Genomic DNA, 23,519 nt, shown 5'->3' on the forward strand with positions numbered 1-23,519 from the left:
GCGGCACCGGCGGACCACCCCCAGACGCAGACAGGGCCGACAGCGCATCGCGCTATCGGCCCTGTCCTACGTGTCAGTCCTCCGAGACGGAGCCACCGGCCGCAAGGATCTTGTCCTTGGCGGAAGCCGAGAACGCGTCGACCGCGACCTCGAGCTTGACGGTGACCTCACCCGTGCCCAGCACCTTGACGAGCTCGCCCTTGCGGACGGCTCCCTTGGCGACCAGGTCCTCGACGGTGACGGAGCCACCCTCGGGGTACAGCGCGGAGAGCTTGTCCAGGTTCACGACCTGGTACTCCGTGCGGAACGGGTTCTTGAAGCCACGAAGCTTGGGCAGACGCATGTGCAGCGGCATCTGTCCACCTTCGAAGCGCTCCGGCACCTGGTAACGAGCCTTCTGGCCCTTGGTACCACGGCCGGCCGTCTTACCCTTCGACGCCTCACCACGACCCACACGGGTCTTGGCCTTCTTGGCGCCGGGGGCGGGACGGAGGTGGTGGACCTTGAGGGTGCCACCAGCGCCGACGGTCTGCTGTGCCTCGGCCTTGGGGGCCTCGGTCGCAGCAGCCTTCTTGGCGGGAGCCTTCTTCTTCGGAGCGTCGGTCGAAGCCTCGACCGCGGTCTCCTTCTTGGCCTTCTCAGCCATGATCACTCGACCTCCTCAACGGCGACGAGGTGCGCCACCGTTGCGACCATGCCGCGGATCTCCGGGCGGTCCTCCTTCACGGCGGTGTCGCCGATCCGCTTGAGGCCCAGAGTGCGCAGCGTGTCGCGCTGATTCTGCTTGCCGCCGATGGCGGACTTCGTCTGGGTCACCTTGAGTCGAGCCATCACGCACCTACCCCAGCTGCGCGTGCACGAAGGAGCGCGGCCGGAGCCACGGCCTCGAGCGGCAGGCCACGACGCGCTGCAACAGCCTCAGGCTGCTCCAGGTTGCGCAGTGCCTCGACCGTCGCGTGCACGATGTTGATCGCGTTGGACGAACCGAGCGACTTGCTCAGGACGTCGTGGATGCCCGCGCACTCCAGCACGGCGCGGACCGGACCACCGGCGATGACACCGGTACCCGGGGCTGCCGGACGCAGGAAGACGACACCGGCGGCTGCCTCACCCTGGATGGGGTGAGGGATGGTGCCCTGGATGCGGGGAACCTTGAAGAAGTTCTTCTTGGCCTCCTCGACACCCTTGGCGATCGCCGCGGGGACTTCCTTCGCCTTGCCGTAGCCGACACCGACGGTACCGTCGCCATCGCCCACCACGACGAGCGCGGTGAAGCTGAAGCGGCGGCCGCCCTTGACGACCTTGGACACGCGGTTGATGGTGACGACGCGCTCGACGAAGGCGTTCTTCTCGGCGGCGTCACCACGGCGACCGTCACCACGGCGACCGTCGCGACGAGCGTCGCCGCGGCCTCCGGAGTTGCGGTCGGTCGACTCGTTGGCGGCACCCGTAGGGGCGCCGGTGTTGCTGCGCTGCCCTGCAGCCATCAGAGAATCCTTTGCTTCCGTACCGTGTACACGGTGGTGGTTTCGGCCATCATCACAGGGACAGACCGCCTTCGCGGGCCCCGTCGGCGACTGCAGCCACCCGGCCGTGGTACTTGTTGCCACCGCGGTCGAAGACGACCGAGTCGACACCAGCGGCCTTGGCACGCTCGGCGACGAGCTCGCCGACCTTGCGGGCCTTCGCGCTCTTGTCACCGTCGAACGACCGCAGGTCGCCCTCGATGGTGGATGCGGAAGCAACGGTCTGACCGATCGTGTCGTCCACGATCTGCGCCGTGATGTGGCGCGCGGAGCGCGTCACGACGAGACGGGGACGAGCAGCCGTGCCAGCGATCTTCTTGCGCAGGCGGAGGTGGCGACGCTTGCGCGAGACTGCCTTGCCCTTGCCGAGAACCTTGAGAGCCATCGTTACTTACCAGCCTTTCCGACCTTGCGGCGGACGACCTCGCCGGCGTACCGCACACCCTTGCCCTTGTACGGCTCGGGCTTGCGGATCTTGCGGATGTTCGCAGCGACCTCGCCGACCTGCTGCTTGTCGATGCCCGAGACCGAGAACTTGGTCGGGGACTCGACAGCGAAGGTGATGCCGGCCGGTGCGGAGACCACGACGGGGTGGCTGAAACCGAGAGCGAACTCCAGGTCAGTGCCCTTCGCGGTCACGCGGTAACCGGTACCGACGATCTCGAGCTTCTTCTCGTAGCCCTGGGTGACACCGGTCACCAGGTTCGCGAGGAGGGTGCGGGTCAGGCCGTGCAGAGCGCGCGATGCACGCTCGTCGTTCGGGCGCGTCACCACGAGGGTGTCGGCGTCCTGGGAGACCTCGATGGGGGCGGGGATGGTGTGCTCCAAGGAACCCTTCGGGCCCTTGACCGTCACCAGTGCGCCGCTGATCGTGACATCCACTCCGGCGGGAACCGGAACGGGGATCTTGCCGATACGAGACATGGCGTATCTCTCCTTTCCGATTACCAGACGTAGGCGAGGACTTCTCCGCCCACGCCCTTCTTGGCTGCCTGACGGTCGGTCAGGAGGCCGGAGGACGTGGACAGGATCGCCACGCCGAGGCCACCGAGAACCTTGGGCAGGTTGGTCGACTTCGCGTACACACGCAGACCGGGCTTCGACACGCGGCGGATCCCGGCAAGGGAGCGCTCGCGGTTCGGGCCGAACTTCAGCTCGATCGTCAGGTACTTGCCCACGGGCGCGTCCTCGACGGTCCAGCCGGAGATGTAGCCCTCGGCCTGCAGGATTTCAGCAATGTGCGACTTCAGCTTCGAGAACGGCATCTGAACCGTCTCGTGGTAAGCCGAGTTCGCGTTACGCAGACGGGTCAGCATGTCTGCGATCGGGTCGGTCATCGTCATTGGGCTTCAGCCCTTCCTCGCCGGGGTATCTGGCCGGTTCCCCGAGGGGAACCGTGCCAGACCTGCGACGTAGTTGTTACCAGCTGCTCTTGGTGACGCCGGGAAGCTCGCCACGGTGTGCCATCTCGCGGACGCAGATACGGCACAGGCCGAACTTGCGGTACACGGAGTGCGGGCGACCGCACTTCTGGCAGCGAGTGTAGGCGCGGACCGCGAACTTAGGCTTCGCGGCTGCCTTGTTGACCAGGGCCTTCTTCGCCATGTCAGTTCTCCTTGAAGGGGAAGCCGAGACGGCGCAGCAAGGAGCGGCCCTCGTCGTCGGTCGTCGCCGTCGTCACGATCGTGATGTCCATACCGCGGACGCGATCGATCTTGTCCTGGTCGATCTCGTGGAACATCGACTGCTCCGTGAGACCGAAGGTGTAGTTGCCGTGGCCGTCGAACTGCTTGGCCGAGAGTCCGCGGAAGTCGCGGATACGGGGCAGGGCGATGGACAGCAGGCGGTCGAGGAACTCCCACATGCGGTCGCCACGCAGCGTGACGTGCGCGCCGATCGGCATGCCCTCACGCAGCTTGAACTGAGCGATGGACTTGCGGGCCTTGGTGACCTGCGGCTTCTGGCCGGTGATGGCCGAGAGGTCGCGGATGGCACCCTCGATGAGCTTCGAGTCCTTGGCGGCGTCGCCGACACCCATGTTGACGACGATCTTCGTCAGTCGTGCAACCTGGTTGACGTTCTCGTGGCCGAACTCCTCGAGGAGGCCGGCGACGATCTCGTCGCGGTAGCGCTGCTTGAGACGCGCGATCTCAGGGGCTTGCAGTTCAGTGCTCATCAGATGTCCTTACCGGAACGCTTGGCGACGCGCACGCGAACCTTGCGCGTACGGCCGTCACGCTCGACCTCTTCGGTGCGGTACCCGACGCGGGTGCCCTTCTTGGTCTCCGGGTCGACGACCATCACGTTGCTCACGTGGATCGGCGCCTCGACGACCTCGATGCCACCGGTACGCGTCCCGCGCTGGGACTGACCCACCTTGGTGTGCTTCGTGACGCGGTTGATGCCCTCGACGATCACGCGGTCGGAGTCCGTGAGGACCTCGAGCACGCGACCCTGGCTTGCGCGGTCCTTGCCAGAGATGACGACCACCAGGTCGCCCTTCTTGATCTTCGCCATGTTCAGAGCACCTCCGGAGCCAGCGAGATGATCTTCATGAACCGCTTGTCACGCAGCTCCCGGCCCACGGGGCCGAAGATACGCGTGCCACGGGGCTCGCCGTCGTTCTTGAGGATCACGGCCGCGTTCTCGTCAAACTTGATGTAGGAACCGTCCGGACGACGGCGCTCCTTGGCGGTACGCACGACGACAGCCTTGACGACGTCGCCCTTCTTCACGTTGCCACCGGGGATAGCGTCCTTGACGGTTGCGACGATGACGTCGCCGATTCCGGCGTAGCGACGGCCCGAACCACCGAGAACACGGATGCAGAGAATCTCCTTGGCACCCGTGTTGTCGGCGACGCGAAGTCGCGACTCCTGCTGGATCATTTAGTGAACTCCTGTCGTCGAGCTGGTTCTCGCCAGGCGAGCCTTGCCGAACGGATAGCTGTCAGTGCCGGGTCCCTTGCGGGTGAACCGGCCAGGGCGACGGGGTCCCGCCGCTCTGTCTACTGGTTGCCGCACCTTGGTGCGGCCCGAGACCGGTCGTGACGGGCGGGACCCCCGCCCGTCACGACCTGGTAGGCGCAGGGCCTACTTGGCCTTCTCGAGGATCTCCACCAGGCGCCACCGCTTGGTCGCGGACAGCGGGCGGGTCTCCATGATGAGGACGAGGTCACCGACACCAGCAGCGTTCTGCTCGTCGTGGACCTTGACCTTGCTCGTGCGCCGGATGACCTTGCCGTAGAGCGGGTGCTTGACCCGGTCCTCGACCTCGATCACGACGGTCTTGTCCATCTTGTCGCTCACCACGTAGCCGCGCCGCGTCTTGCGGTTGGCGCGCTGGTCAGCGGCCGTCTCGGTCACCGGTGCGGCGTTCGTTGCGTTCTCGCTCATTCCAGCCTCACTCACTCACGCTCGGTGCGGTACGGATACCGAGCTCGCGCTCGCGCAGGATCGTGTAGATCCGCGCGATGTCGCGGCGCACGGCCTTCAGGCGACCGTGGCTCTCCAGCTGGCCGGTGGCCGACTGGAAACGGAGGTTGAAAAGCTCCTCCTTGGCCTTCTTCAGCTCGGCGACGAGCTTCTCGTCGTCGAACGTGTCAAGCTCGCTCGAAGCCAGTTCCTTGGTTCCGATAGCCATCAGTTGCCACCACCCTCGCGCACCACGAAACGGCACTTCATCGGGAGCTTGTGGATCGCGCGGCGCATGGCCTCGCGAGCCAGGGGCTCCGGGACACCGGCCAGCTCGAAGACGATGCGGCCGGGCTTGACGTTGGCGATCCACCACTCGGGCGAACCCTTACCAGAACCCATGCGGGTCTCCGCCGGCTTCTTGGTCAGCGGGCGGTCCGGGTAGATGTTGATCCAGACCTTTCCGCCTCGCTTGATGTGACGGGTCATCGCGATACGAGCAGCCTCGATCTGGCGGTTCGTGACGTACGCAGGCTCGAGAGCCTGGATGCCGAACTCGCCGAACGCGATCTGGTTGCCACCCTTCGAGGCGCCGGAGCGCGAGGGGTGGTGCTGCTTACGGTGCTTCAGCCTGCGCGGGATAAGCATGCTCAGGCCTCCGTTCCGGACTCAGGAGCCTTCTCGGCGACAGGTGCCTCCGCCCCTGCAGCTGCAGGTGCCTCGGACTGTGCCGGACGCTCGTTGCGACGGCCGGCGCCACGACGGTCTCCACCACGGTCAGGACGGTCGCCACCGCGGGGGCCACCACGGCCCTGGCGGGGAGCGGCGGTCGCCTGCTGCGCAGCGAACTCCTTCTCGGTCATGTCGCCCTTGTAGATCCACACCTTGACGCCGATACGGCCGAAGGTGGTGCGGGCCTCGAAGAAGCCGTAGTCGATGTTCGCGCGGAGCGTGTGCAGCGGCACACGGCCTTCGCGGTAGAACTCCGAACGGCTCATCTCGGCGCCGCCGAGACGACCCGAGCACTGCACGCGGATGCCCTTGGCGCCGGCGCGCTGCGCGGACTGCATGCCCTTGCGCATCGCACGACGGAACGACACACGGCTCGCGAGCTGCTCCGCGATCCCCTGGGCCACGAGCTGAGCATCGATCTCAGCGTTCTTGACCTCGAGGATGTTGAGCTGGACCTGCTTGCCCGTGAGCTTCTCGAGCTCGCCGCGGATGCGGTCTGCCTCTGCGCCACGGCGGCCGATGACGATTCCCGGGCGTGCGGTGTGGATGTCCACACGCACACGGTCACGGGTGCGCTCGATCTCGACCTTGGAGATGCCGGCACGCTCGAGGCCCGTGGCCATGAGCTTGCGGATCTGCACGTCCTCGCGGACGTAGTCGCGGTACCGCTGTCCGGGCTTGGTGCTGTCGGCGAACCAACGCGACCGGTGGTCGGTGGTGATGCCGAGGCGGTACCCGTGCGGGTGAACCTTCTGTCCCACTATCGGGCCCTTCCCTTCGTGTCTTCGCGCGGAACGAGGACCACGGTGATGTGGCTCGTCCGCTTGAGGATCTGGCTCGCGCGCCCCTGAGCGCGAGGCCGGAACCGCTTGAGGGTCGGGCCCTCGTCCACGAACGCCTGGGCAACGACGAGCTCCTGCTCGTCGAATGCCACGCTCGCGCGGTCGGCCTTCACCCGTGCGTTCGCGATCGCGCTCTCCACGACCTTGCGGATCGGCTCACTCGCGGCCTGCGGTGCGAACTTCAGCACCGCGACGGCCTCGGTGGCCTGCTTGCCACGGATGAGGTCCACGACGCGCCGGGCCTTCTGGGGCGTGACACGGACGAACCGCGCCTGCGCCTTGGCTTCCATTGCTGTCCTGCCTTCTTGTCTCGTCATGACGTTCGGAGTCGTCGTCTCGTGATCTGCGTCTGCACGCAGATCAGCGACGACGGCCCTTCTTGTCGTCCTTCACGTGGCCGCGGAAGGTCCGGGTGGGTGCGAACTCGCCGAGCTTGTGGCCAACCATCGACTCGGTGACGAACACCGGAGTGTGCTTGCGTCCGTCGTGCACGGCAAAAGTGTGACCGAGGAAGTCGGGCGTGATGACCGACCGACGGGACCAGGTCTTGATGACGTTCTTGGTCCCCTTCTCGTTCTGGACGTCCACCTTCTTCTGAAGGTGTCCATCCACGAAGGGGCCCTTCTTCAGGCTGCGTGGCATCTGTCAGGCTCCTATCAGCGCTTCTTGCCGGTACGGCGACGACGCACGATCAGCTTGTCGCTCGGCTTGTTGGGACGGCGGGTACGACCTTCGGCCTGGCCCCAGGGGCTGACCGGGTGACGTCCACCGGAGGTCTTGCCTTCACCACCACCGTGAGGGTGGTCGATCGGGTTCATGGCGACACCACGGACGGAGGGGCGCTTGCCCTTCCAACGCATGCGGCCGGCCTTGCCCCAGTTGATGTTCGACTGCTCGGCGTTGCCCACCTCGCCGACCGTCGCGCGGCAGCGCAGGTCGACGTTGCGGATCTCACCCGACGGCATACGCAGCTGGGCGTAGGGGCCGTCCTTGGCGACGAGCTGCACGGAGGCACCAGCCGAACGGGCGATCTTCGCGCCGCCACCGGGCTTGAGCTCGATGGCGTGGATGACCGTACCGGTCGGGATGTTGCGCAACGGCAGGTTGTTGCCGGGCTTGATGTCGGCGCCGGCGCCGTTCTCGATGACGTCGCCCTGCTTCAGCTTGTTCGGCGCGATGATGTAGCGCTTCTCGCCGTCCGCGTAGTGCAGGAGCGCGATGCGTGCCGTGCGGTTGGGGTCGTACTCGATGTGAGCGACCTTCGCGGGCACGCCGTCCTTGTCGTGACGACGGAAGTCGATGACGCGGTATGCGCGCTTGTGGCCACCACCCTTGTGACGGGTGGTGATGCGACCGGTGCTGTTGCGGCCACCGCTCTTGGTGAGCGGACGGACCAGCGACTTCTCCGGCTGCGAGCGCGTGATCTCGACGAAGTCGGCAACGCTCGAGCCGCGGCGGCCGGGCGTCGTCGGCTTGTACTTACGGATTCCCATGGGGATCTGTCCTCAATCTGCTCTCGTCCGGCCTCAGCCGACCGGCCCGCCGAAGATGTCGATCGTGCCCTCGCGGAGGGTGACGATCGCACGCTTGGTGTCCTTGCGCTTGCCCAGTCCGAAACGCGTCCGCCGGGTCTTGCCCTTGCGGTTGATCGTGTTCACGGAGGCAACCTTGACCGAGAAGATCTGCTCGACGGCGATCTTGATCTCGGTCTTGTTGGCCCGCGGGTCCACGAGGAAGGTGTACTTACCCTCGTCGAGGAGCCCGTAGCTCTTCTCGGAGACCACCGGCGCGAGCAGGATGTCGCGGGGGTCCTTCGTCACGGCGGTCACTTCGCGGCCTCCTCGGCCTCGTCAGCTGCTTCCGACTCGGACGCGACGGCCTTGACCGAAGAGCCCGTGGCGGGTCCGGCGAGGAACGCAGCGAGTGCGCCCTCGGTGAAGACCACGTCGTCGGAGACGAGCACGTCGTAGGTGTTCAGCTGGTCAGCGACCAGGAGGTGCACCTGCTCCGCGTTGCGGAGGGACTTGCTCGTCAGCTCGTCGCCGCGCTCCAGCACCACGAGCACGTGCTTGCGGGGAGAGAGGTTGGCGAGCGAGTTGATCGCGGCCTTGGTCGACGGCTGGCCGTCGATCCCGAAGCCGGTCACGACGTGGACACGGCCGGCACGAGCCCGGTCGGAGAGGGCGCCGCGCAGTGCAGCAGCCTTCATCTTCTTGGGGGTGCGCTGGCTGTAGTCGCGCGGCGTCGGGCCGTGGACGACCCCACCACCGGCGAACTGAGGTGCACGGGTCGAACCCTGACGGGCGCGGCCGGTGCCCTTCTGCTTGTACGGCTTGCGTCCACCACCGCGGACCTCGCCGCGGCTCTTGGTGTCGTGCGTGCCCTGGCGGGCTGCAGCGAGCTGCGCGACGACAACCTGGTGGATCAGCGGGACGTTCGTCTGGACGTCGAACACCTCGGCGGGAAGGTCGGTCGTGCCGGCCTTCTTGCCCGTGGCGTCGAGGACGTCGACAGTGAGAGCTGCCATGAGTGTCATGCTCCCTTCACGGCGCTACGCACGAGGACGACGCCGCCCTTGGGGCCGGGCACTGCGCCCTTGACGAGCAGCAGGCCCTTCTCTGCGTCGACCGCGTGGACGGTCAGGTTCTGCGTGGTCTGACGGTCGAAGCCCATCCGACCAGCCATGCGCACGCCCTTGAAGACTCGCGACGGGGTCGAGGCCCCACCGATCGAACCAGGCTTGCGGTGGTTGCGGTGCGCACCGTGGGAGGCACCCACGCCGTGGAAGCCGTGACGCTTCATGACACCGGCGGTGCCCTTGCCCTTGGTGGTGCCCACGACGTCGACCTTCGCGCCGGCCTCGAAGGCCTCCGCGGTGATCTCCTGGCCGAGGGTGTACTCACCGGCATCGGTGGTGCGGATCTCGGTCACGTGACGGCGCGGCGTGACGCCGGCCTTCTCGAAGTGGCCCTTGAGGGGCTTCGTGACCTTGCGCGGGTCGATCTGGCCTGCGGCCAGCTGGACCGCGGCGTAACCGTCGGTGTCCGCGGTGCGGACCTGGGTCACGACGTTCGTGCCCACGGCGACGACCGTGACGGGGACCAGGCGGCCTGCCTCGTCCCAGAGCTGGGTCATGCCGAGCTTCGTGCCGAGCACGGCCGTGACGGGCCGCTCGTTCTGCTGGGGCGTAGTCATGTTGTCCTCCCGCCTCAGAGCTTGATCTCGATGTTCACGTCCGCAGGCAGGTCGAGACGCATGAGCGAGTCGACGGCCTTCGGCGTGGGATCGATGATGTCGATAAGCCGCTTGTGCGTGCGCATCTCGAAGTGCTCGCGGCTGTCCTTGTACTTGTGAGGCGACCGGATGACGCAGAAGACGTTCTTCTCCGTCGGCAGCGGCACCGGGCCCACGACCGTTGCACCAGCGCGGGTGACAGTGTCGACGATCTTGCGCGCCGAGCTGTCAATCACCTCGTGGTCGTAGGACTTGAGCCGGATGCGGATCTTCTGTCCCGCCATGGCGTCGTCTGACTCTCTCTCTCGAACCGCTAGCTGTCCGACCCCCGCGTTCGGGCGTGTCGCCTATCGCGACCTACCGAGCGCACGCACCGAGAACGGTGCAGGGCCGTTGGATATGTGAACCGCTGACACATCGGGCCAACTTCTGGCGCCCGACGGCGTCACAGCCGTTCACAACGTTGTCGAGCCTGTGCAGAACCTGAGCTCCGCGGGGTCCTCGATCTGTGTCGACAGAGAGTTCAACCCGCGGCAACCTCGGTACACCGAGGTCCGCATGCTTAGCGGTTCAACACACTGTTCGACACATGAAAGAGCGCACCCGTAACAGGCAACCTGAACAGTCTGCCACAGGAACCCGTGGAAGACCAATCGTCGTACGTGAGGCACCAGCCACACGGACCGACCTTCACGCGACGACCGACGTGCGCACGCGTCGAGCGGGCACGTCGTCCGTCCAGGGTAACCGCCCGGGGCCCGATCGCACGAACTCTGTGACCAGAGCCACCGGTCGACGGGCAGCGGCCGCACCGACCCACCCGGCGCACAGCGTGGCCCACGCGTCCCTCACCAGCGGGGATGCCGGCTCGGTCGCATCCTGGCCACCCGCCTCGATGCCGCAGCCGCCGACCACGGAGCGTTCGGATCGGTCGCACGTCGTCCGCTCGGCCCTCCCTGCCGGGTCGGCAGAGGAGCAGGGGACCGGTCGAGCGGCCCGGCGACGCCGCCCGACGCCGCCCGACGCCGGGATCGTACCCGGCGCACCCGACGACCTCGGCGAGCGGCGCCGTCGGGCGTGCTCTCCCCCGGACCGGACGGATCGAGCCGCACACTCCCCCGCGGTCCTGCGTCGCCGCCGGGCGCTGAGACGTGCCGCGTCCGCGCGCTGCGCCGACCCGGGGCTCTGCGGGGCGCCACAGCCTCCGCCAGGTGACGTCGACCGCCCGGGGTGCCCCCGGCGCAGCCCCCTCGGGTCCAGCTCGACCGCGTGCCGCCCTCCGGGCCGGCCCGCCGGGCCCGCGACGGCGCGCCCCGCTCCCCCAGGTACGACGAAGGGCCCGGGTACCTTGCGGTACCCGGGCCCTTCGCTCAATCCTTCCCGGAGCTCCCGAGCACGAGGCTCAGGTGCTGCCGGGGTGGATCAGGAGATCAGAAGATCACTTGATGATCTTCGTGACACGGCCCGATCCGACCGTACGGCCGCCCTCACGGATGGCGAAGCCGAGGCCCTCCTCCATGGCGATCGGCTGGATCAGCTCGACCGTCATCTCGGTGTTGTCGCCGGGCATGACCATCTCGGTGCCCTCGGGCAGCGTGATGACGCCGGTGACGTCGGTGGTGCGGAAGTAGAACTGCGGGCGGTAGTTCGAGAAGAACGGGTTGTGACGCCCACCCTCGTCCTTGCCCAGGATGTAGACCTGAGCCTCGAAGTCGGTGTGCGGGGTGATCGAACCCGGCTTGACGACGACCTGGCCGCGCTCGACGTCCTCGCGCTTGATGCCGCGGAGCAGCAGACCGGTGTTGTCGCCGGCCTGAGCCTCGTCCATCTGCTTGTGGAACGTCTCGATACCCGTGACCGTGGTCTTCTGCGGGTTGCGGATGCCGACGATCTCGACCTCGGAGTTGACCGCGAGGGTGCCGCGCTCGACCTTGCCGGTGACGACGGTGCCACGACCGGTGATCGTGAAGACGTCCTCGACGGGCATGAGGAAGGGCTTGTCGAGCTCACGGACGGGCTCGGGGACGTTCTCGTCCACAGCCTCCATGAGCGCCTCGACGGACTTGACCCACTCGGGGTCGCCCTCGAGAGCCTTCAGGCCGGAGACGCGGACCACGGGGGCCTCGTCACCGTCGAAGCCCTGCGAGGAGAGGAGCTCGCGCACCTCCATCTCGACGAGCTCGAGGATTTCCTCGTCCTCGACCATGTCGGACTTGTTCAGCGCGACCAGCAGGTAGGGGACACCCACCTGGCGGGCGAGCAGAACGTGCTCACGCGTCTGGGCCATCGGGCCGTCGGTCGCCGCGACCACGAGGATCGCGCCGTCCATCTGAGCAGCACCGGTGATCATGTTCTTGATGTAGTCGGCGTGACCGGGAGCGTCGACGTGAGCGTAGTGACGCTTCTCCGTCTCGTACTCGATGTGCGCGATGTTGATCGTGATACCGCGCTGCTTCTCTTCCGGAGCCTTGTCGATCTCGTCGAACTTGAACTCGGGGTTCACGTCCGGGTACTTGTCGTGCAGCACCTTGGAGATAGCTGCCGTCAGCGTGGTCTTACCGTGGTCGACGTGACCGATGGTTCCGACGTTGACGTGCGGCTTGGTCCGCTCGAACTTGGCCTTCGCCACTGGGGTCCTCCTGGGACTTGGGTAGTTGTGCCGAACGATGCAGATGCGCAAGACATCTGCGGGGCGTGCGGGTCGCTACAGGTTGATGGTTGTTACAGGGTCTTCGACCTGTGGGGACTCACTCGCCCCGGGTCTTCTTGATGATCTCTTCGGCAACGTTCCGAGGAACCTCGGCGTAGCTGTCGAATGACATCGAGTACACAGCACGACCCTGGGTCTTGGACCGCAGGTCGCCGATGTACCCGAACATCTCGGACAACGGTACTTGAGCACGGATGACCTTGACACCCGTCGCGTCCTCCATGGACTGGATCATGCCGCGACGAGAGTTGAGGTCACCGATCACGTCGCCCATGTACTCCTCGGGCGTACGCACCTCGACCGCCATGACCGGCTCCAGCAGAACCGGGTCCGCCCGCTTGACGCCCTCCTTGAGGACCATCGAGCCGGCAATCTTGAACGCCATCTCCGAAGAGTCGACATCATGGTACGCGCCGTCGATGAGCGTAGCCTTCACGCCCACGAGCGGGAAGCCGGCGAGGACACCCAGCTGGAGGGCGGCCTGGATACCGGCGTCGACCGACGGGATGTACTCACGCGGGATGCGGCCACCGGTGACGGCGTTCTTGAACTCGTAGAGCTCGCCGCCCTCGGTCAGGTCGAGAGGCTCGAAGGTGACCTGCACCTTGGCGAACTGACCCGAACCACCGGTCTGCTTCTTGTGCGTGTAGTCGATCTTCTCCGCGGCGCGACGGATCGTCTCGCGGTACGCGACCTGCGGCTTGCCGACGTTGGCCTCGACGTTGAACTCGCGACGCATACGGTCGACGAGGATGTCGAGGTGGAGCTCGCCCATGCCGCCGATGACGGTCTGGCCGGTCTCCTCGTCCAGCTTGACGCGGAAGGTCGGGTCCTCCTCGGCGAGCTTCTGGATGGCGACCGAGAGCTTCTCCTGGTCGGCCTTCGTCTTGGGCTCGATGGCCACGTCGATGACGGGCTCCGGGAAGGTCATCGACTCGAGGACGACGGGGCTCGCGATGTCACACAGGGTGTCACCGGTCGTCGTGTCCTTGAGGCCGATGAACGCGTAGATGTGCCCGGCGCTGCCGAGCTCGACCGCGTTCTCCTTGTTGGAGTGCATCTGGAAGATCTTGCCCAGACGCTCCTTCTTGCCCTTGGTCGCGTTGAGCACCTGGGTGCCCGGCGTGACCTGGCCGGAGTAGACGCGGACGTACGTCAGCTTGCCGAAGAACGGGTGCGAGGCGACCTTGAACGCGAGCGCGGCGAAAGGCTCGGTCGCGTCCGGGTGGCGCTCGACGACCTTCTCCTCGTCCTTGACGTCGTGGCCGTTGATGGCCGGGACGTCGAGGGGCGAGGGCAGGAAGTCGATGACCGCGTCGAGCATGGGCTGGACGCCCTTGTTCTTGAACGCGGAGCCGCAGAGCACCGGGAAGGCCTCGCCCGAGACGGTGAGCTTGCGGATCGCCGACTTGATCTCCGCGATCGTCAGCTCTTCGCCGTTGAGGTACTTCTCGAGGAGCTCCTCGTCGGCCTCGGCGACGTTCTCGACGAGCTCGGCACGGTAGGTCTGCGCCTTCTCGAGGAGGTCCGCAGGGATCTCCTCGATCTCGTAGGCCTCGCCCATCTTCGTCTCGCCGCGCCACACGAGGGCACGCATCTCGAGCAGGTCGACGACGCCCGTGAACTCGCTCTCGGAGCCGATCGGCAGCTGGATGACCAGCGGCTTGGCCTTGAGACGGTTCACGATGGTGTCGACCGTGAAGTAGAAGTCCGCGCCGAGCTTGTCCATCTTGTTGACGAAGCAGATGCGCGGGACGTTGTACTTGTCGGCCTGGCGCCAGACGGTCTCGGACTGGGGCTCGACGCCCTCCTTGCCGTCGAAGACAGCAACAGCGCCGTCGAGCACACGCAGGGAGCGCTCGACCTCGACCGTGAAGTCCACGTGGCCGGGGGTGTCGATGATGTTGATCTGGTTCTTGTTCCAGAAGCAGGTCACGGCGGCAGACGTGATCGTGATGCCGCGCTCCTTCTCCTGCTCCATCCAGTCGGTCGTCGATGCGCCGTCGTGCGTCTCACCGATCTTGTAGTTCACCCCGGTGTAGAACAGGATGCGCTCGGTGGTCGTGGTCTTACCGGCATCGATGTGGGCCATGATGCCGATGTTGCGGACCTTGTTCAGGTCGGTCAGCACGTCAAGTGCCACGGGTACTTCCCCTTTGTGTGGGTTGAGTCGGGGGCGCTGCTTCTACCGAAGCCGGCCGGACCCGCCGACGGCCCCGGGGGTGAACCCCCAGGGCCGGTCGGGCGGACTACCAGCGGTAGTGCGCGAAGGCCTTGTTGGACTCGGCCATCTTGTGCATGTCCTCACGACGCTTGACCGCGGCACCGAGGCCGTTGCTCGCATCGAGGATCTCGTTCATGAGGCGCTCGGTCATGGTCTTCTCGCGACGAGCGCGCGAGTAGTCCGTGAGCCAGCGCAGCGCCAGCGTCGTGGAACGCGTGGGGCGCACCTCGACGGGGACCTGGTAGGTCGCGCCACCGACACGGCGCGAACGGACCTCGAGGGCCGGGCGCACGTTCTCGAGAGCACGCTTGAGGACGACGACGGGGTCGCCGTCGGTCTTCGCGCGGACACCCTCGAGGGCACCGTAGACGATCGCCTCGGCGGTCGACTTCTTGCCGTCCAGGAGGACCTTGTTGATGAGCTGGGTGACGACCGGGGAACCGTAGACAGGGTCGACGATGAGCGGCCGCTTCGGGGCGGGGCCCTTACGAGGCATTAGCTCTTCTCCTTCTTGGCACCGTAGCGGCTGCGAGCCTGCTTGCGGTTCTTGACGCCCTGGGTGTCGAGCGCGCCACGGACGATCTTGTAGCGGACACCGGGGAGGTCCTTCACACGACCACCGCGGACGAGCACGATGGAGTGCTCCTGGAGGTTGTGGCCGACACCGGGGATGTACGCGGTGACCTCGACCTGCGAGGACAGCTTCACGCGTGCGACCTTGCGCAGTGCGGAGTTCGGCTTCTTGGGGGTGGTGGTGTACACACGGGTGCACACACCACGCCGCTGCGGGGAACCCTTGAGGGCGGGAGTCTTGGACTTCCCGACCTTCGAGGTCCGCCCCTTGCGGACGAGCTGCTGGATCGTAGGCACTACGTCTCCGTGTCTTCTCGAGCTGGACCGGGGTGTTCCCCGGCGGTGGTCTCTACGGGCTGTGGGCGCCGACGGCAAACGGCACCTGCGACGCTGAGCGTCGCAATCGCCACGTACCACCGGCTCGATGGTCCGGGCTGGGTTCGGAGACGATCCGGGGATCGTCCGACGAGCTCAGGCACCGGAATGCTCGCGCACTCACATCGGCGCGCTGGAAACGACACAGCGAGCTCGACGGCGCGGGCACGGTCTCCAACGATACCTGCCACCCGGCAGGTAGTCAAAGAGAGAAGGGGTGATCCCGGCGCGTCCAGCGCGCCGGGATCACCCCTTGTGCTACTCGGTGCGTCACGGCCCGACGACGGAGGGTCGCCGGGCCGTGACGCCGGGATCAGCGGTAGTCGCCGAAGTCCAGGTCCTCGAGCGGGATCGCCTCGCCGGAGCCCATGCCGAGCCCCTGGAAGTCGATCTCGTCGTAGCCGAAGCTCGGGTAGAGCTCGGTCTTGGCCTGCTCGGTGGGCTCGACCTCGACGTTGCGGTAACGGGGCAGACCCGTACCGGCCGGGATGAGCTTTCCGAGGATGACGTTCTCCTTGAGGCCGAGGAGCGGGTCACGACGACCGCTCATCGCCGCCTCGGTGAGGACGCGCGTCGTCTCCTGGAAGGAGGCTGCCGACAGCCACGAGTCGGTCGCGAGCGACGCCTTCGTGATACCCATCAGCTCGGGGCGACCGGAGGCCGGCTGGCCACCCTCCGCCACCGCACGACGGTTGAGGTCCTCGAACCGTCCACGCTCCGCGAGCTCGCCCGGGAGCAGCTGCGAGTCGCCAGAGTCCAGCACGGTCACGCGACGCAGCATCTGCCGCACGATGACCTCGATGTGCTTGTCGTGGATGTCCACACCCTGCGAGCGGTAGACCTCCTGGACCTCGTCCACCAGGTGCTTCTGGGTGGCGCGGGGGCCGAGGATGCGCAGGACCTTCTTGGGGTCGACCGCACCCTGGACGAGCTGGGTACCGACCTCGACGTGGTCGCCGTCGCTGACGAGGAGGCGCGAACGCTTCGTCACCGGGTAGGCGAGCTCCTCCGAGCCGTCGTCCGGGGTCAGGACGATGCGGCGCGTACGCTCCGCCTCGTCGATCGTGATGCGACCCGAGAACTCGGCGATGGGGCCCTCACCCTTCGGGGTACGCGCCTCGAAGAGCTCGGTCACACGGGGCAGACCCTGCGTGATGTCGTCTGCCGAGGCCACACCACCGGTGTGGAAGGTACGCATCGTCAGCTGCGTGCCGGGCTCACCGATCGACTGGGCCGCGATGATGCCGACGGCCTCGCCGATGTCGACGAGCTTGCCCGTGGCCAGCGAACGGCCGTAGCACTTGGCGCAGGTTCCGACGCGGGACTCGCAGGTCAGGACCGACCGGACCTTGACCGTGTCGATGCCGGCGGCGAGCAGTGCGTCGATGACCAGGTCACCGGCGTCCTCCCCACCCTTGGCGATGACGTTGCCGTCCGCGTCCTCCACGTCGGAGGCGAGGGTGCGCGAGTAGATGCTCGTCTCGACCTTGTCGTGACGGACCAGTCGGTCGCCGATCTTCTCGCCCACGGGCAGCGTCAGGCCACGCTCGGTGCCGCAGTCCTCCTCGCGGACGATGACGTCCTGCGACACGTCCACCAGACGACGGGTCAGGTAGCCCGAGTCGGCGGTGCGCAGTGCGGTGTCGGCGAGGCCCTTGCGGGCACCGTGCGTCGCGATGAAGTACTCGAGGACCGAGAGGCCCTCACGGTAGTTGGACTTGATCGGGCGAGGGATGATCTCACCCTTCGGGTTCGCCACGAGACCGCGCATACCGGCGATCTGACGGACCTGCATCCAGTTACCACGAGCACCCGAGCCGACCATCGTGTAGACGGTGTTGCGCTCCGGGAAGCTCGCACGCATCGCGGTCGCGACCTTGTCGGTGGCCTGCGTCCAGATCTCGATGAGCTCCTGGCGACGCTCGTCGTCGGTGATCAGACCGCGGTCGTACTCCTGCTGCACCTTCAGGGCACGAGCCTCGTGCTCCTCCAGGATCGCCGCCTTCGCCGCGGGGGTCGCGACGTCGGAGATGGCGATGGTGACACCCGAACGGGTGGCCCAGCGGAAGCCGGCCTCCTTGAGCGCGTCGAGCGAGGCAGCGACCTCGACCTTGGGGTAGGTCTCGGCGAGCTCGTTGACGATCGTCGAGAGCTTCTTCTTGTCGACGATGCCGTTCACGTAGCCGTAGCTGACGGGCAGCGTCTCGTTGAAGAGCGCGCGACCGAGGGTCGTCCCGAACACGAACGGCTCTCCGGGGACGAAGCCCTCGGGGGCCTCGCCCTCGGCGAAGACCAGACCGTTCATGCGGATGCTGACCTCGGCGTTCAGGTCCAGCGAGCCGGAGTCGAAGGCCATGATGGCCTCGGCGACCGAGCTGAACGCACGCCCCGCACCCTTGGCGTCCTTCTTGTCGTTCGTCAGGTGGTACAGACCGATGATCATGTCCTGCGAGGGCATGGTCACCGGACGGCCGTCCGACGGCTTCAGGATGTTGTTGCTCGAGAGCATGAGGATGCGTGCCTCGGCCTGGGCCTCGGCCGACAGCGGCAGGTGCACGGCCATCTGGTCACCGTCGAAGTCCGCGTTGAACGCGGCACACACGAGCGGGTGCAGGTGGATGGCCTTGCCTTCGACCAGCTGGGGCTCGAAGGCCTGGATGCCGAGACGGTGCAGCGTGGGTGCACGGTTGAGCAGCACGGGGTGCTCGGTGATGACCTCTTCGAGGACGTCCCACACGACCGGGCGAGCACGCTCGACCATGCGCTTGGCGCTCTTGATGTTCTGCGCGTGGTTCAGGTCCACGAGGCGCTTCATCACGAAGGGCTTGAAGAGCTCGAGGGCCATCTGCTTGGGCAGACCGCACTGGTGCAGCTTGAGCTGCGGGCCGACCACGATGACCGAACGGCCCGAGTAGTCGACACGCTTGCCGAGCAGGTTCTGACGGAAACGACCCTGCTTGCCCTTGAGCATGTCGGAGATCGACTTCAGGGGACGGTTGCCGGGGCCCGTGACCGGGCGACCACGACGGCCGTTGTCGAAGAGCGAGTCCACAGCTTCCTGCAGCATGCGCTTCTCGTTGTTGACGATGATCTCCGGGGCGCCCAGGTCGAGGAGACGCTTGAGGCGGTTGTTCCGGTTGATCACGCGGCGGTACAGGTCGTTCAGGTCCGAGGTCGCGAAGCGGCCACCGTCGAGCTGCACCATGGGGCGCAGGTCCGGCGGGATGACCGGGACGGCGTCCAGCACCATGCCCGTGGGCGAGTTGGTGGTGGTCAGGAACGCGTTGACGACCTTGAGGCGCTTGAGCGCACGGGTCTTCTTCTGGCCCTTGCCGCTGCGGATGATCTCGCGAAGGAGCTCGGCCTCGGCGACCAGGTCGAAGTCCTGGAGACGCTTCTGGATCGCCGCGGCGCCCATCGAGCCCTCGAAGTAGTTGCCGTAGCGGTCCTGGAGGGCGCGGTAGAGCATCTCGTCGCCCTCGAGGTCGGCGACCTTGAGGTTCTTGAAGCGGTCCCAGACCTGGTCCAGGCGGTCGAGCTCGGCGTCGGCCCGCTTGCGGATCGAGGCCATCTCGCGCTCGGCCGAGTCACGGACCTTGCGGCGGGCGTCGGCGCGAGCACCCTCGGCCTCGAGCGCGGCCAGGTCGGCCTCGAGCTTCTGGGCACGGGTGTTGATGTCGTTGTCGCGACGGTCCGTGATCTCCTTCTTCTCCAGGTCGATCTCGTTCTGGAGGTTGGGGAGGTCTTCCTGACGGCCCTCGACGTCGACCGACGTGATCATGTAGGCGGCGAAGTAGATGACCTTCTCGAGGTCCTTCGGCGCCAGGTCGAGGAGGTAACCGAGGCGGGAGGGCACACCCTTGAAGAACCAGATGTGCGTGACAGGGGCGGCGAGCTCGATGTGGCCCATGCGCTCACGGCGCACCTTCGAGCGCGTCACCTCGACGCCGCAGCGCTCGCAGATGATGCCCTTGAAGCGCACTCGCTTGTACTTGCCGCAGTAGCACTCCCAGTCCCGGGTGGGGCCGAAGATCTTCTCGCAGAAGAGTCCGTCCTTCTCGGGCTTGAGGGTGCGGTAGTTGATGGTCTCAGGCTTCTTGACCTCGCCGTGAGACCAGTCACGGATGTCGTCTGCCGTGGCCAGTCCGATACGCAGCTCGTCGAAGACATTGACGTCGAGCAAGGTGGTCCTACTTCCTTCGTCTGCCGGCCTGTCCGGGGTTCGTCCCGGCCGGCGCGGTGGAGGTGCTACAGAGTGTCGGGTGGCGGTGGGGGCGTTCGTTCACGGACGCCCCCACCGCTTCCGAGATCAGATCTCGTCGATCGTGGATGCTGCGTTGGGGCGACGCGACAGGTCGATGCCGAGCTCCTCGGCAGCGCGGTACACGTCGTCGTCGGACTCACGCATCTCGATGGAGACACCGTCGCTCGAGAGCACCTCGACGTTCAGGCACAGCGACTGCATCTCCTTCAGGAGGACCTTGAAGGACTCCGGGATGCCCGAGTCGGGGATGTTCTCGCCCTTGACGATCGCCTCGTAGACCTTCACACGGCCCGGGACGTCGTCGGACTTGATCGTCAGCAGCTCCTGGAGGGTGTACGCCGCGCCGTATGCCTCGAGCGCCCACACCTCCATCTCGCCGAAACGCTGTCCACCGAACTGCGCCTTACCACCCAGCGGCTGCTGCGTGATCATCGAGTACGGACCGGTCGAGCGGGCGTGGATCTTGTCGTCCACCAGGTGGTGGAGCTTCAGGATGTACATGTAGCCCACGGAGACCGGCTCCGGGAACGGCTCGCCGGAGCGGCCGTCGAACAGACGTGCCTTGCCGTCGCGGCCGACCATGCGGTTGCCGTCACGGTTCGGGAGCGTCGTGGAGAGCAGACCCGTGAGAGCCTCCTCCTCGAGCCCGTCGAAGACGGGCGTCGCGACGGGGCGGCCCGGCTCGGACGAAGCAGCGACCGCGGGGACGTGCTCCTTCCAGGAGAGGTCGCCCTCGCCTGCTGCGCCGTCGGTCTGGGAGATGTCCCAGCCCTGCTTCGCGACCCACCCGAGGTGGGTCTCGAGGACCTGGCCGACGTTCATACGACCGGGGACACCCAGCGGGTTGAGGATGACGTCCACCGGGGTGCCGTCCTCGAGGAAGGGCATGTCCTCGACGGGGAGGATCTTCGAGATGACACCCTTGTTGCCGTGACGGCCGGCGAGCTTGTCGCCGTCCGTGATCTTGCGTCGCTGCGCGATGTACACGCGGACCAGCTGGTTGACGCCGGCAGGCAGCTCGTCGCCGTCCTCGCGGTTGAACTCGCGGACGCCGATGACGGTGCCGGACTCGCCGTGGGGGACCTTGAGCGACGTGTCGCGGACCTCACGGGCCTTCTCGCCGAAGATGGCGCGCAGGAGGCGCTCCTCCGGGGTCAGCTCGGTCTCGCCCTTGGGCGTGACCTTGCCGACGAGCACGTCGCCCGCGCCGACCTCTGCACCGATGCGGATGACACCGCGCTCGTCGAGGTCCGCCAGGACGTCCTCGGAGACGTTCGGGATGTCCCGCGTGATCTCCTCGGGGCCGAGCTTCGTGTCGCGGGCGTCGACCTCGTGCTCCTCGATGTGGATCGAGGACAGGACGTCGTCCTGCACGAGGCGCTGCGACAGGATGATCGCGTCCTCGTAGTTGTGGCCTTCCCAGGACATGAACGCGACGAGCAGGTTGCGGCCGAGCGAGAGCTCGCCCTCGTCCGTCGCGGGGCCGTCGGCCAGCACGGAGCCGACCTCGACGCGAGCACCCTCGTCGACGACGACGCGCTGGTTGTACGACGTTCCCTGGTTCGAGCGGCGGAACTTCGCCGCACGGTAGCTCGTCGTGGTCGCGTCGTCGTTCGCGACGACGATCAGGTCCGCGGAGACCTCGGTGACGACACCGGGCTTGGTGGCGACGATGACGTCACCGGCGTCGATGGCTGCACGACGCTCCATGCCGGTACCCACGAGCGGGGCCTCGGAACGGACCAGGGGCACGGCCTGACGCTGCATGTTGGCACCCATGAGTGCGCGGTTGGCGTCGTCGTGCTCGAGGAACGGGATGAGCGCGGTCGCGACCGACACCATCTGTCGCGGCGAGACGTCCATGTAGTCGACCTCGGTGCCGAGGACGTCGGCCGTCTCGCCACCCTTGGTGCGGACCAGGACGCGCTCGGCACGGAACGACCCGTCGGCGTTGAGCTCGGTGTTCGCCTGGGCGATGACGTAGCGGTCCTCGTCGTCGGCCGTCAGGTAGACGACCTCGTCGGAGACCTTGCCCGCCTCGACCTTGCGGTACGGCGTCTCGATGAACCCGAACGGGTTGATGCGCCCGTAGGACGCGAGCGAGCCGATCAGACCGATGTTCGGGCCCTCGGGGGTCTCGATGGGGCACATGCGGCCGTAGTGCGACGGGTGGACGTCACGGACCTCCATGCCGGCGCGGTCACGGGACAGACCACCCGGGCCCAGCGCGGACAGACGACGCTTGTGCGTCAGGCCGGCGAGCGGGTTGTTCTGGTCCATGAACTGCGAGAGCTGCGAGGTGCCGAAGAACTCCTTGATCGACGCCACCACGGGGCGGATGTTGATCAGGGTCTGGGGCGTGATCGCCTCGACGTCCTGGGTCGTCATGCGCTCACGCACGACGCGCTCCATGCGCGACAGGCCCGTGCGGACCTGGTTCTGGATGAGCTCACCCACGGCGCGGATACGACGGTTGCCGAAGTGGTCGATGTCGTCGGTCTCGACGCGGATCTCGACGGGCTCGCCGGCACGCGTGCCGGGGAGGGTCGTGACCTCGGCGTGCAGGGCCGCGAGGTACTTGATCGTCGCGACGATGTCCGTGACGGACAGCGTGGAATCGCCGAGGGGCGCGTCGACGCCGAGCTTCTTGTTCGCCTTGTAGCGGCCGACCTTCGCGAAGTCGTAGCGCTTGGGGTTGAAGTAGAAGTTCTCGAGGAGCGAGCGACCGGCCTCGACCGTGGGCGGCTCGCCCGGACGGATCTTGCGGTAGAGGTCGACGAGCGCCTCTTCCTCGGTGTGGACGTGGTCCTTCTCGAGGGTGTCGAGCACCGAGGGGAAGTCCGCGAACTCCTCACGGATCTGCGACTCGGTCAGGCCGAGGGCCTTGAGCAGCACCGTGACGGACTGCTTGCGCTTGCGGTCGACGCGGACGCCGACGGCGTCACGCTTGTCGATCTCGAACTCCAGCCACGCACCGCGCGACGGGATGATCTTCGCGGAGTAGATGTCCTTGTCGCTGGTCTTGTCGGCCTGGCGCTCGAAGTACACACCGGGCGAACGGACGAGCTGCGAGACGACGACGCGCTCGGTGCCGTTGATGATGAAGGTGCCGCGTGCGGTCATGAGCGGGAAGTCGCCCATGAAGACCGTCTGGCTCTTGATCTCACCGGTGTTGTAGTTCACGAACTCCGCGGTGACGAAGAGCGGCGCGGCGAAGGTGAAGTCCTTCTCCTTGCACTCCTCGGCCGTGTACTTCGGGGGCTCGAAGCGGTGGTTGGAGAAGGAGAGAGACATGGAGGAGCCGAAGTCCTCGATCGGGGAGATCTCCTCGAAGATCTCCTCGAGACCCGACGTCGCGGGGACGTCCTGGCGACCGGCGGCGGCCGCGGCGTCGACGCGTGCGCGCCACGCCGGGTTGCCCAGCAGCCAGTCGAAGCTCTCGGTCTGGAGCCCGAGCAGGTCGGGCACCTCGAGAGGCTCGTAGATCTTGGCGAAAGATACGCGCCGGGAAGCGGTGCGGTTCGCGATAGCGTCGGCGGACGGAGCAGAAGGGGTGCGCGAGGCAGCCAAGAGGGGTCCTTCCCTGCAGATCGATTGCACGCTGTACGCTGCGTGGCTGGAGGACC

The 23,519-nt window shown here is 66.7% G+C and carries 27 protein-coding genes; all 27 read right to left on the reverse strand.

All coding sequences use genetic code 11. The features are described from left to right. Window positions 1-73: 73 nt before the first annotated feature. The 27 genes from rplO to rpoB all read right to left on the reverse strand — a co-directional run bounded on the left by rplO (window position 74) and on the right by rpoB (window position 23,463). A complete protein-coding gene (rplO, locus tag ACFVQ3_RS11575; protein WP_138825543.1) occupies window positions 74-646 on the reverse strand; it encodes a 50S ribosomal protein L15 in 573 nt (190 codons plus the stop codon). Window positions 647-648: 2 nt separating this feature from the next. Then, a complete protein-coding gene (rpmD, locus tag ACFVQ3_RS11580; RefSeq protein WP_030151924.1) occupies window positions 649-831 on the reverse strand; it encodes a 50S ribosomal protein L30 in 183 nt (60 codons plus the stop codon). Then, complete coding sequence (rpsE, locus tag ACFVQ3_RS11585) at window positions 831-1,487, reverse strand: 30S ribosomal protein S5 (RefSeq protein WP_030151925.1); 657 nt, start codon at window positions 1,485-1,487, stop codon at window positions 831-833. Before rpsE ends, rpmD begins: the two co-directional genes overlap by 1 nt. A 52-nt stretch (window positions 1,488-1,539) precedes the next feature. Further along, window positions 1,540-1,911 (reverse strand): 50S ribosomal protein L18, encoded by a 372-nt coding sequence (gene rplR, locus ACFVQ3_RS11590; RefSeq protein WP_030151926.1) that lies wholly within the window; start codon window positions 1,909-1,911, stop codon window positions 1,540-1,542. A gap of 2 nt (window positions 1,912-1,913) precedes the next feature. Beyond that, the gene (gene rplF / locus ACFVQ3_RS11595) at window positions 1,914-2,450 is read right to left on the reverse strand and encodes a 50S ribosomal protein L6 (protein WP_387638939.1); all 537 of its coding nucleotides are present in this window, start codon (window positions 2,448-2,450) and stop codon (window positions 1,914-1,916) included. Between the two features lie 20 nt (window positions 2,451-2,470). Next, window positions 2,471-2,869, reverse strand: a complete 399-nt coding sequence (gene rpsH / locus ACFVQ3_RS11600; protein ID WP_387638942.1) for a 30S ribosomal protein S8 — start codon at window positions 2,867-2,869, stop codon at window positions 2,471-2,473. 76 nt (window positions 2,870-2,945) lie between these two features. Further along, window positions 2,946-3,131, reverse strand: a complete 186-nt coding sequence (locus ACFVQ3_RS11605; RefSeq protein WP_012867931.1) for a type Z 30S ribosomal protein S14 — start codon at window positions 3,129-3,131, stop codon at window positions 2,946-2,948. 1 nt (window position 3,132) lies between these two features. Beyond that, the gene (gene rplE / locus ACFVQ3_RS11610; protein ID WP_030151929.1) at window positions 3,133-3,702 is read right to left on the reverse strand and encodes a 50S ribosomal protein L5; all 570 of its coding nucleotides are present in this window, start codon (window positions 3,700-3,702) and stop codon (window positions 3,133-3,135) included. Next, the gene (gene rplX / locus ACFVQ3_RS11615) at window positions 3,702-4,043 is read right to left on the reverse strand and encodes a 50S ribosomal protein L24 (protein ID WP_030151930.1); all 342 of its coding nucleotides are present in this window, start codon (window positions 4,041-4,043) and stop codon (window positions 3,702-3,704) included. The genes rplE and rplX overlap by 1 nt, the downstream gene beginning before the upstream one ends. Before the next feature lie 2 nt (window positions 4,044-4,045). Then, window positions 4,046-4,414, reverse strand: coding sequence for a 50S ribosomal protein L14 (gene rplN / locus ACFVQ3_RS11620; protein WP_021480431.1), 369 nt, complete (start codon window positions 4,412-4,414; stop codon window positions 4,046-4,048). Between the two features lie 204 nt (window positions 4,415-4,618). Continuing rightward, window positions 4,619-4,921, reverse strand: coding sequence for a 30S ribosomal protein S17 (gene rpsQ / locus ACFVQ3_RS11625; RefSeq protein WP_056653775.1), 303 nt, complete (start codon window positions 4,919-4,921; stop codon window positions 4,619-4,621). 7 nt (window positions 4,922-4,928) lie between these two features. Then, window positions 4,929-5,168, reverse strand: a complete 240-nt coding sequence (rpmC, locus tag ACFVQ3_RS11630; protein ID WP_030151932.1) for a 50S ribosomal protein L29 — start codon at window positions 5,166-5,168, stop codon at window positions 4,929-4,931. Then, a complete protein-coding gene (gene rplP, locus ACFVQ3_RS11635; RefSeq protein WP_030151933.1) occupies window positions 5,168-5,587 on the reverse strand; it encodes a 50S ribosomal protein L16 in 420 nt (139 codons plus the stop codon). Before rplP ends, rpmC begins: the two co-directional genes overlap by 1 nt. Window positions 5,588-5,589: 2 nt before the next feature. Then, window positions 5,590-6,432 carry a 30S ribosomal protein S3 gene (gene rpsC / locus ACFVQ3_RS11640; protein ID WP_030151934.1) on the reverse strand — a complete coding sequence of 281 codons (843 nt, stop codon included), beginning with the start codon at window positions 6,430-6,432 and terminating at the stop codon, window positions 5,590-5,592. Then, on the reverse strand, window positions 6,432-6,803 hold the full coding sequence (rplV, locus tag ACFVQ3_RS11645; RefSeq protein ID WP_030151935.1) for a 50S ribosomal protein L22: 372 nt from the start codon (window positions 6,801-6,803) through the stop codon (window positions 6,432-6,434). The genes rpsC and rplV overlap by 1 nt, the downstream gene beginning before the upstream one ends. Before the next feature lie 70 nt (window positions 6,804-6,873). Further along, window positions 6,874-7,155: a 30S ribosomal protein S19 gene (rpsS, locus tag ACFVQ3_RS11650; RefSeq protein WP_012867940.1), complete on the reverse strand. Its 282-nt coding sequence runs from the start codon at window positions 7,153-7,155 to the stop codon at window positions 6,874-6,876. A gap of 14 nt (window positions 7,156-7,169) precedes the next feature. Next, entirely contained in the window at window positions 7,170-8,006 is an 837-nt protein-coding gene (gene rplB, locus ACFVQ3_RS11655) for a 50S ribosomal protein L2 (RefSeq protein WP_056653766.1), read from the reverse strand. A gap of 33 nt (window positions 8,007-8,039) precedes the next feature. Further along, complete coding sequence (gene rplW, locus ACFVQ3_RS11660; RefSeq protein ID WP_030151937.1) at window positions 8,040-8,342, reverse strand: 50S ribosomal protein L23; 303 nt, start codon at window positions 8,340-8,342, stop codon at window positions 8,040-8,042. Then, the gene (gene rplD, locus ACFVQ3_RS11665; protein WP_138825547.1) at window positions 8,339-9,040 is read right to left on the reverse strand and encodes a 50S ribosomal protein L4; all 702 of its coding nucleotides are present in this window, start codon (window positions 9,038-9,040) and stop codon (window positions 8,339-8,341) included. Before rplD ends, rplW begins: the two co-directional genes overlap by 4 nt. A gap of 5 nt (window positions 9,041-9,045) precedes the next feature. Further along, entirely contained in the window at window positions 9,046-9,708 is a 663-nt protein-coding gene (gene rplC, locus ACFVQ3_RS11670) for a 50S ribosomal protein L3 (RefSeq protein WP_191791530.1), read from the reverse strand. Between the two features lie 14 nt (window positions 9,709-9,722). After that, the gene (gene rpsJ, locus ACFVQ3_RS11675; RefSeq protein WP_012867945.1) at window positions 9,723-10,031 is read right to left on the reverse strand and encodes a 30S ribosomal protein S10; all 309 of its coding nucleotides are present in this window, start codon (window positions 10,029-10,031) and stop codon (window positions 9,723-9,725) included. A 1,154-nt stretch (window positions 10,032-11,185) separates the two neighbouring features. Then, window positions 11,186-12,376: an elongation factor Tu gene (gene tuf / locus ACFVQ3_RS11680; protein WP_138825549.1), complete on the reverse strand. Its 1,191-nt coding sequence runs from the start codon at window positions 12,374-12,376 to the stop codon at window positions 11,186-11,188. A 118-nt stretch (window positions 12,377-12,494) separates the two neighbouring features. Next, window positions 12,495-14,600, reverse strand: coding sequence for an elongation factor G (gene fusA / locus ACFVQ3_RS11685; RefSeq protein WP_387638948.1), 2,106 nt, complete (start codon window positions 14,598-14,600; stop codon window positions 12,495-12,497). 106 nt (window positions 14,601-14,706) lie between these two features. After that, window positions 14,707-15,177 (reverse strand): 30S ribosomal protein S7, encoded by a 471-nt coding sequence (gene rpsG / locus ACFVQ3_RS11690; RefSeq protein WP_030151942.1) that lies wholly within the window; start codon window positions 15,175-15,177, stop codon window positions 14,707-14,709. Next, window positions 15,177-15,551, reverse strand: coding sequence for a 30S ribosomal protein S12 (gene rpsL / locus ACFVQ3_RS11695; protein ID WP_021479869.1), 375 nt, complete (start codon window positions 15,549-15,551; stop codon window positions 15,177-15,179). Before rpsL ends, rpsG begins: the two co-directional genes overlap by 1 nt. A gap of 391 nt (window positions 15,552-15,942) precedes the next feature. Then, the gene (locus tag ACFVQ3_RS11700) at window positions 15,943-19,812 is read right to left on the reverse strand and encodes a DNA-directed RNA polymerase subunit beta' (RefSeq protein ID WP_387638950.1); all 3,870 of its coding nucleotides are present in this window, start codon (window positions 19,810-19,812) and stop codon (window positions 15,943-15,945) included. A gap of 126 nt (window positions 19,813-19,938) precedes the next feature. Beyond that, window positions 19,939-23,463, reverse strand: a complete 3,525-nt coding sequence (rpoB, locus tag ACFVQ3_RS11705) for a DNA-directed RNA polymerase subunit beta (protein ID WP_387638953.1) — start codon at window positions 23,461-23,463, stop codon at window positions 19,939-19,941. Window positions 23,464-23,519 lie beyond the last annotated feature (56 nt).

It is taken from the genome of Oerskovia sp. NPDC057915 (assembly GCF_042887685.1).
Lineage (GTDB): Bacteria > Actinomycetota > Actinomycetes > Actinomycetales > Cellulomonadaceae > Oerskovia.

Bases quoted from the DNA above. Each gene is read 5' to 3' on its own strand.
- rplO (WP_138825543.1), bottom strand. From the start codon at position 646: ATGGCTGAGAAGGCCAAGAAGGAGACCGCGGTCGAGGCTTCGACCGAC.
- rpmD (WP_030151924.1), bottom strand. From the start codon at position 831: ATGGCTCGACTCAAGGTGACCCAGACGAAGTCCGCCATCGGCGGCAAG.
- rpsE (WP_030151925.1), bottom strand. From the start codon at position 1,487: ATGGCTGCAGGGCAGCGCAGCAACACCGGCGCCCCTACGGGTGCCGCC.
- rplR (WP_030151926.1), bottom strand. From the start codon at position 1,911: ATGGCTCTCAAGGTTCTCGGCAAGGGCAAGGCAGTCTCGCGCAAGCGT.
- rplF (WP_387638939.1), bottom strand. From the start codon at position 2,450: ATGTCTCGTATCGGCAAGATCCCCGTTCCGGTTCCCGCCGGAGTGGAT.
- rpsH (WP_387638942.1), bottom strand. From the start codon at position 2,869: ATGACGATGACCGACCCGATCGCAGACATGCTGACCCGTCTGCGTAAC.
- ACFVQ3_RS11605 (WP_012867931.1), bottom strand. From the start codon at position 3,131: ATGGCGAAGAAGGCCCTGGTCAACAAGGCAGCCGCGAAGCCTAAGTTC.
- rplE (WP_030151929.1), bottom strand. From the start codon at position 3,702: ATGAGCACTGAACTGCAAGCCCCTGAGATCGCGCGTCTCAAGCAGCGC.
- rplX (WP_030151930.1), bottom strand. From the start codon at position 4,043: ATGGCGAAGATCAAGAAGGGCGACCTGGTGGTCGTCATCTCTGGCAAG.
- rplN (WP_021480431.1), bottom strand. From the start codon at position 4,414: ATGATCCAGCAGGAGTCGCGACTTCGCGTCGCCGACAACACGGGTGCC.
- rpsQ (WP_056653775.1), bottom strand. From the start codon at position 4,921: ATGAGCGAGAACGCAACGAACGCCGCACCGGTGACCGAGACGGCCGCT.
- rpmC (WP_030151932.1), bottom strand. From the start codon at position 5,168: ATGGCTATCGGAACCAAGGAACTGGCTTCGAGCGAGCTTGACACGTTC.
- rplP (WP_030151933.1), bottom strand. From the start codon at position 5,587: ATGCTTATCCCGCGCAGGCTGAAGCACCGTAAGCAGCACCACCCCTCG.
- rplV (WP_030151935.1), bottom strand. From the start codon at position 6,803: ATGGAAGCCAAGGCGCAGGCGCGGTTCGTCCGTGTCACGCCCCAGAAG.
- rpsS (WP_012867940.1), bottom strand. From the start codon at position 7,155: ATGCCACGCAGCCTGAAGAAGGGCCCCTTCGTGGATGGACACCTTCAG.
- rplB (WP_056653766.1), bottom strand. From the start codon at position 8,006: ATGGGAATCCGTAAGTACAAGCCGACGACGCCCGGCCGCCGCGGCTCG.
- rplD (WP_138825547.1), bottom strand. From the start codon at position 9,040: ATGGCAGCTCTCACTGTCGACGTCCTCGACGCCACGGGCAAGAAGGCC.
- rplC (WP_191791530.1), bottom strand. From the start codon at position 9,708: ATGACTACGCCCCAGCAGAACGAGCGGCCCGTCACGGCCGTGCTCGGC.
- rpsJ (WP_012867945.1), bottom strand. From the start codon at position 10,031: ATGGCGGGACAGAAGATCCGCATCCGGCTCAAGTCCTACGACCACGAG.
- rpsG (WP_030151942.1), bottom strand. From the start codon at position 15,177: ATGCCTCGTAAGGGCCCCGCCCCGAAGCGGCCGCTCATCGTCGACCCT.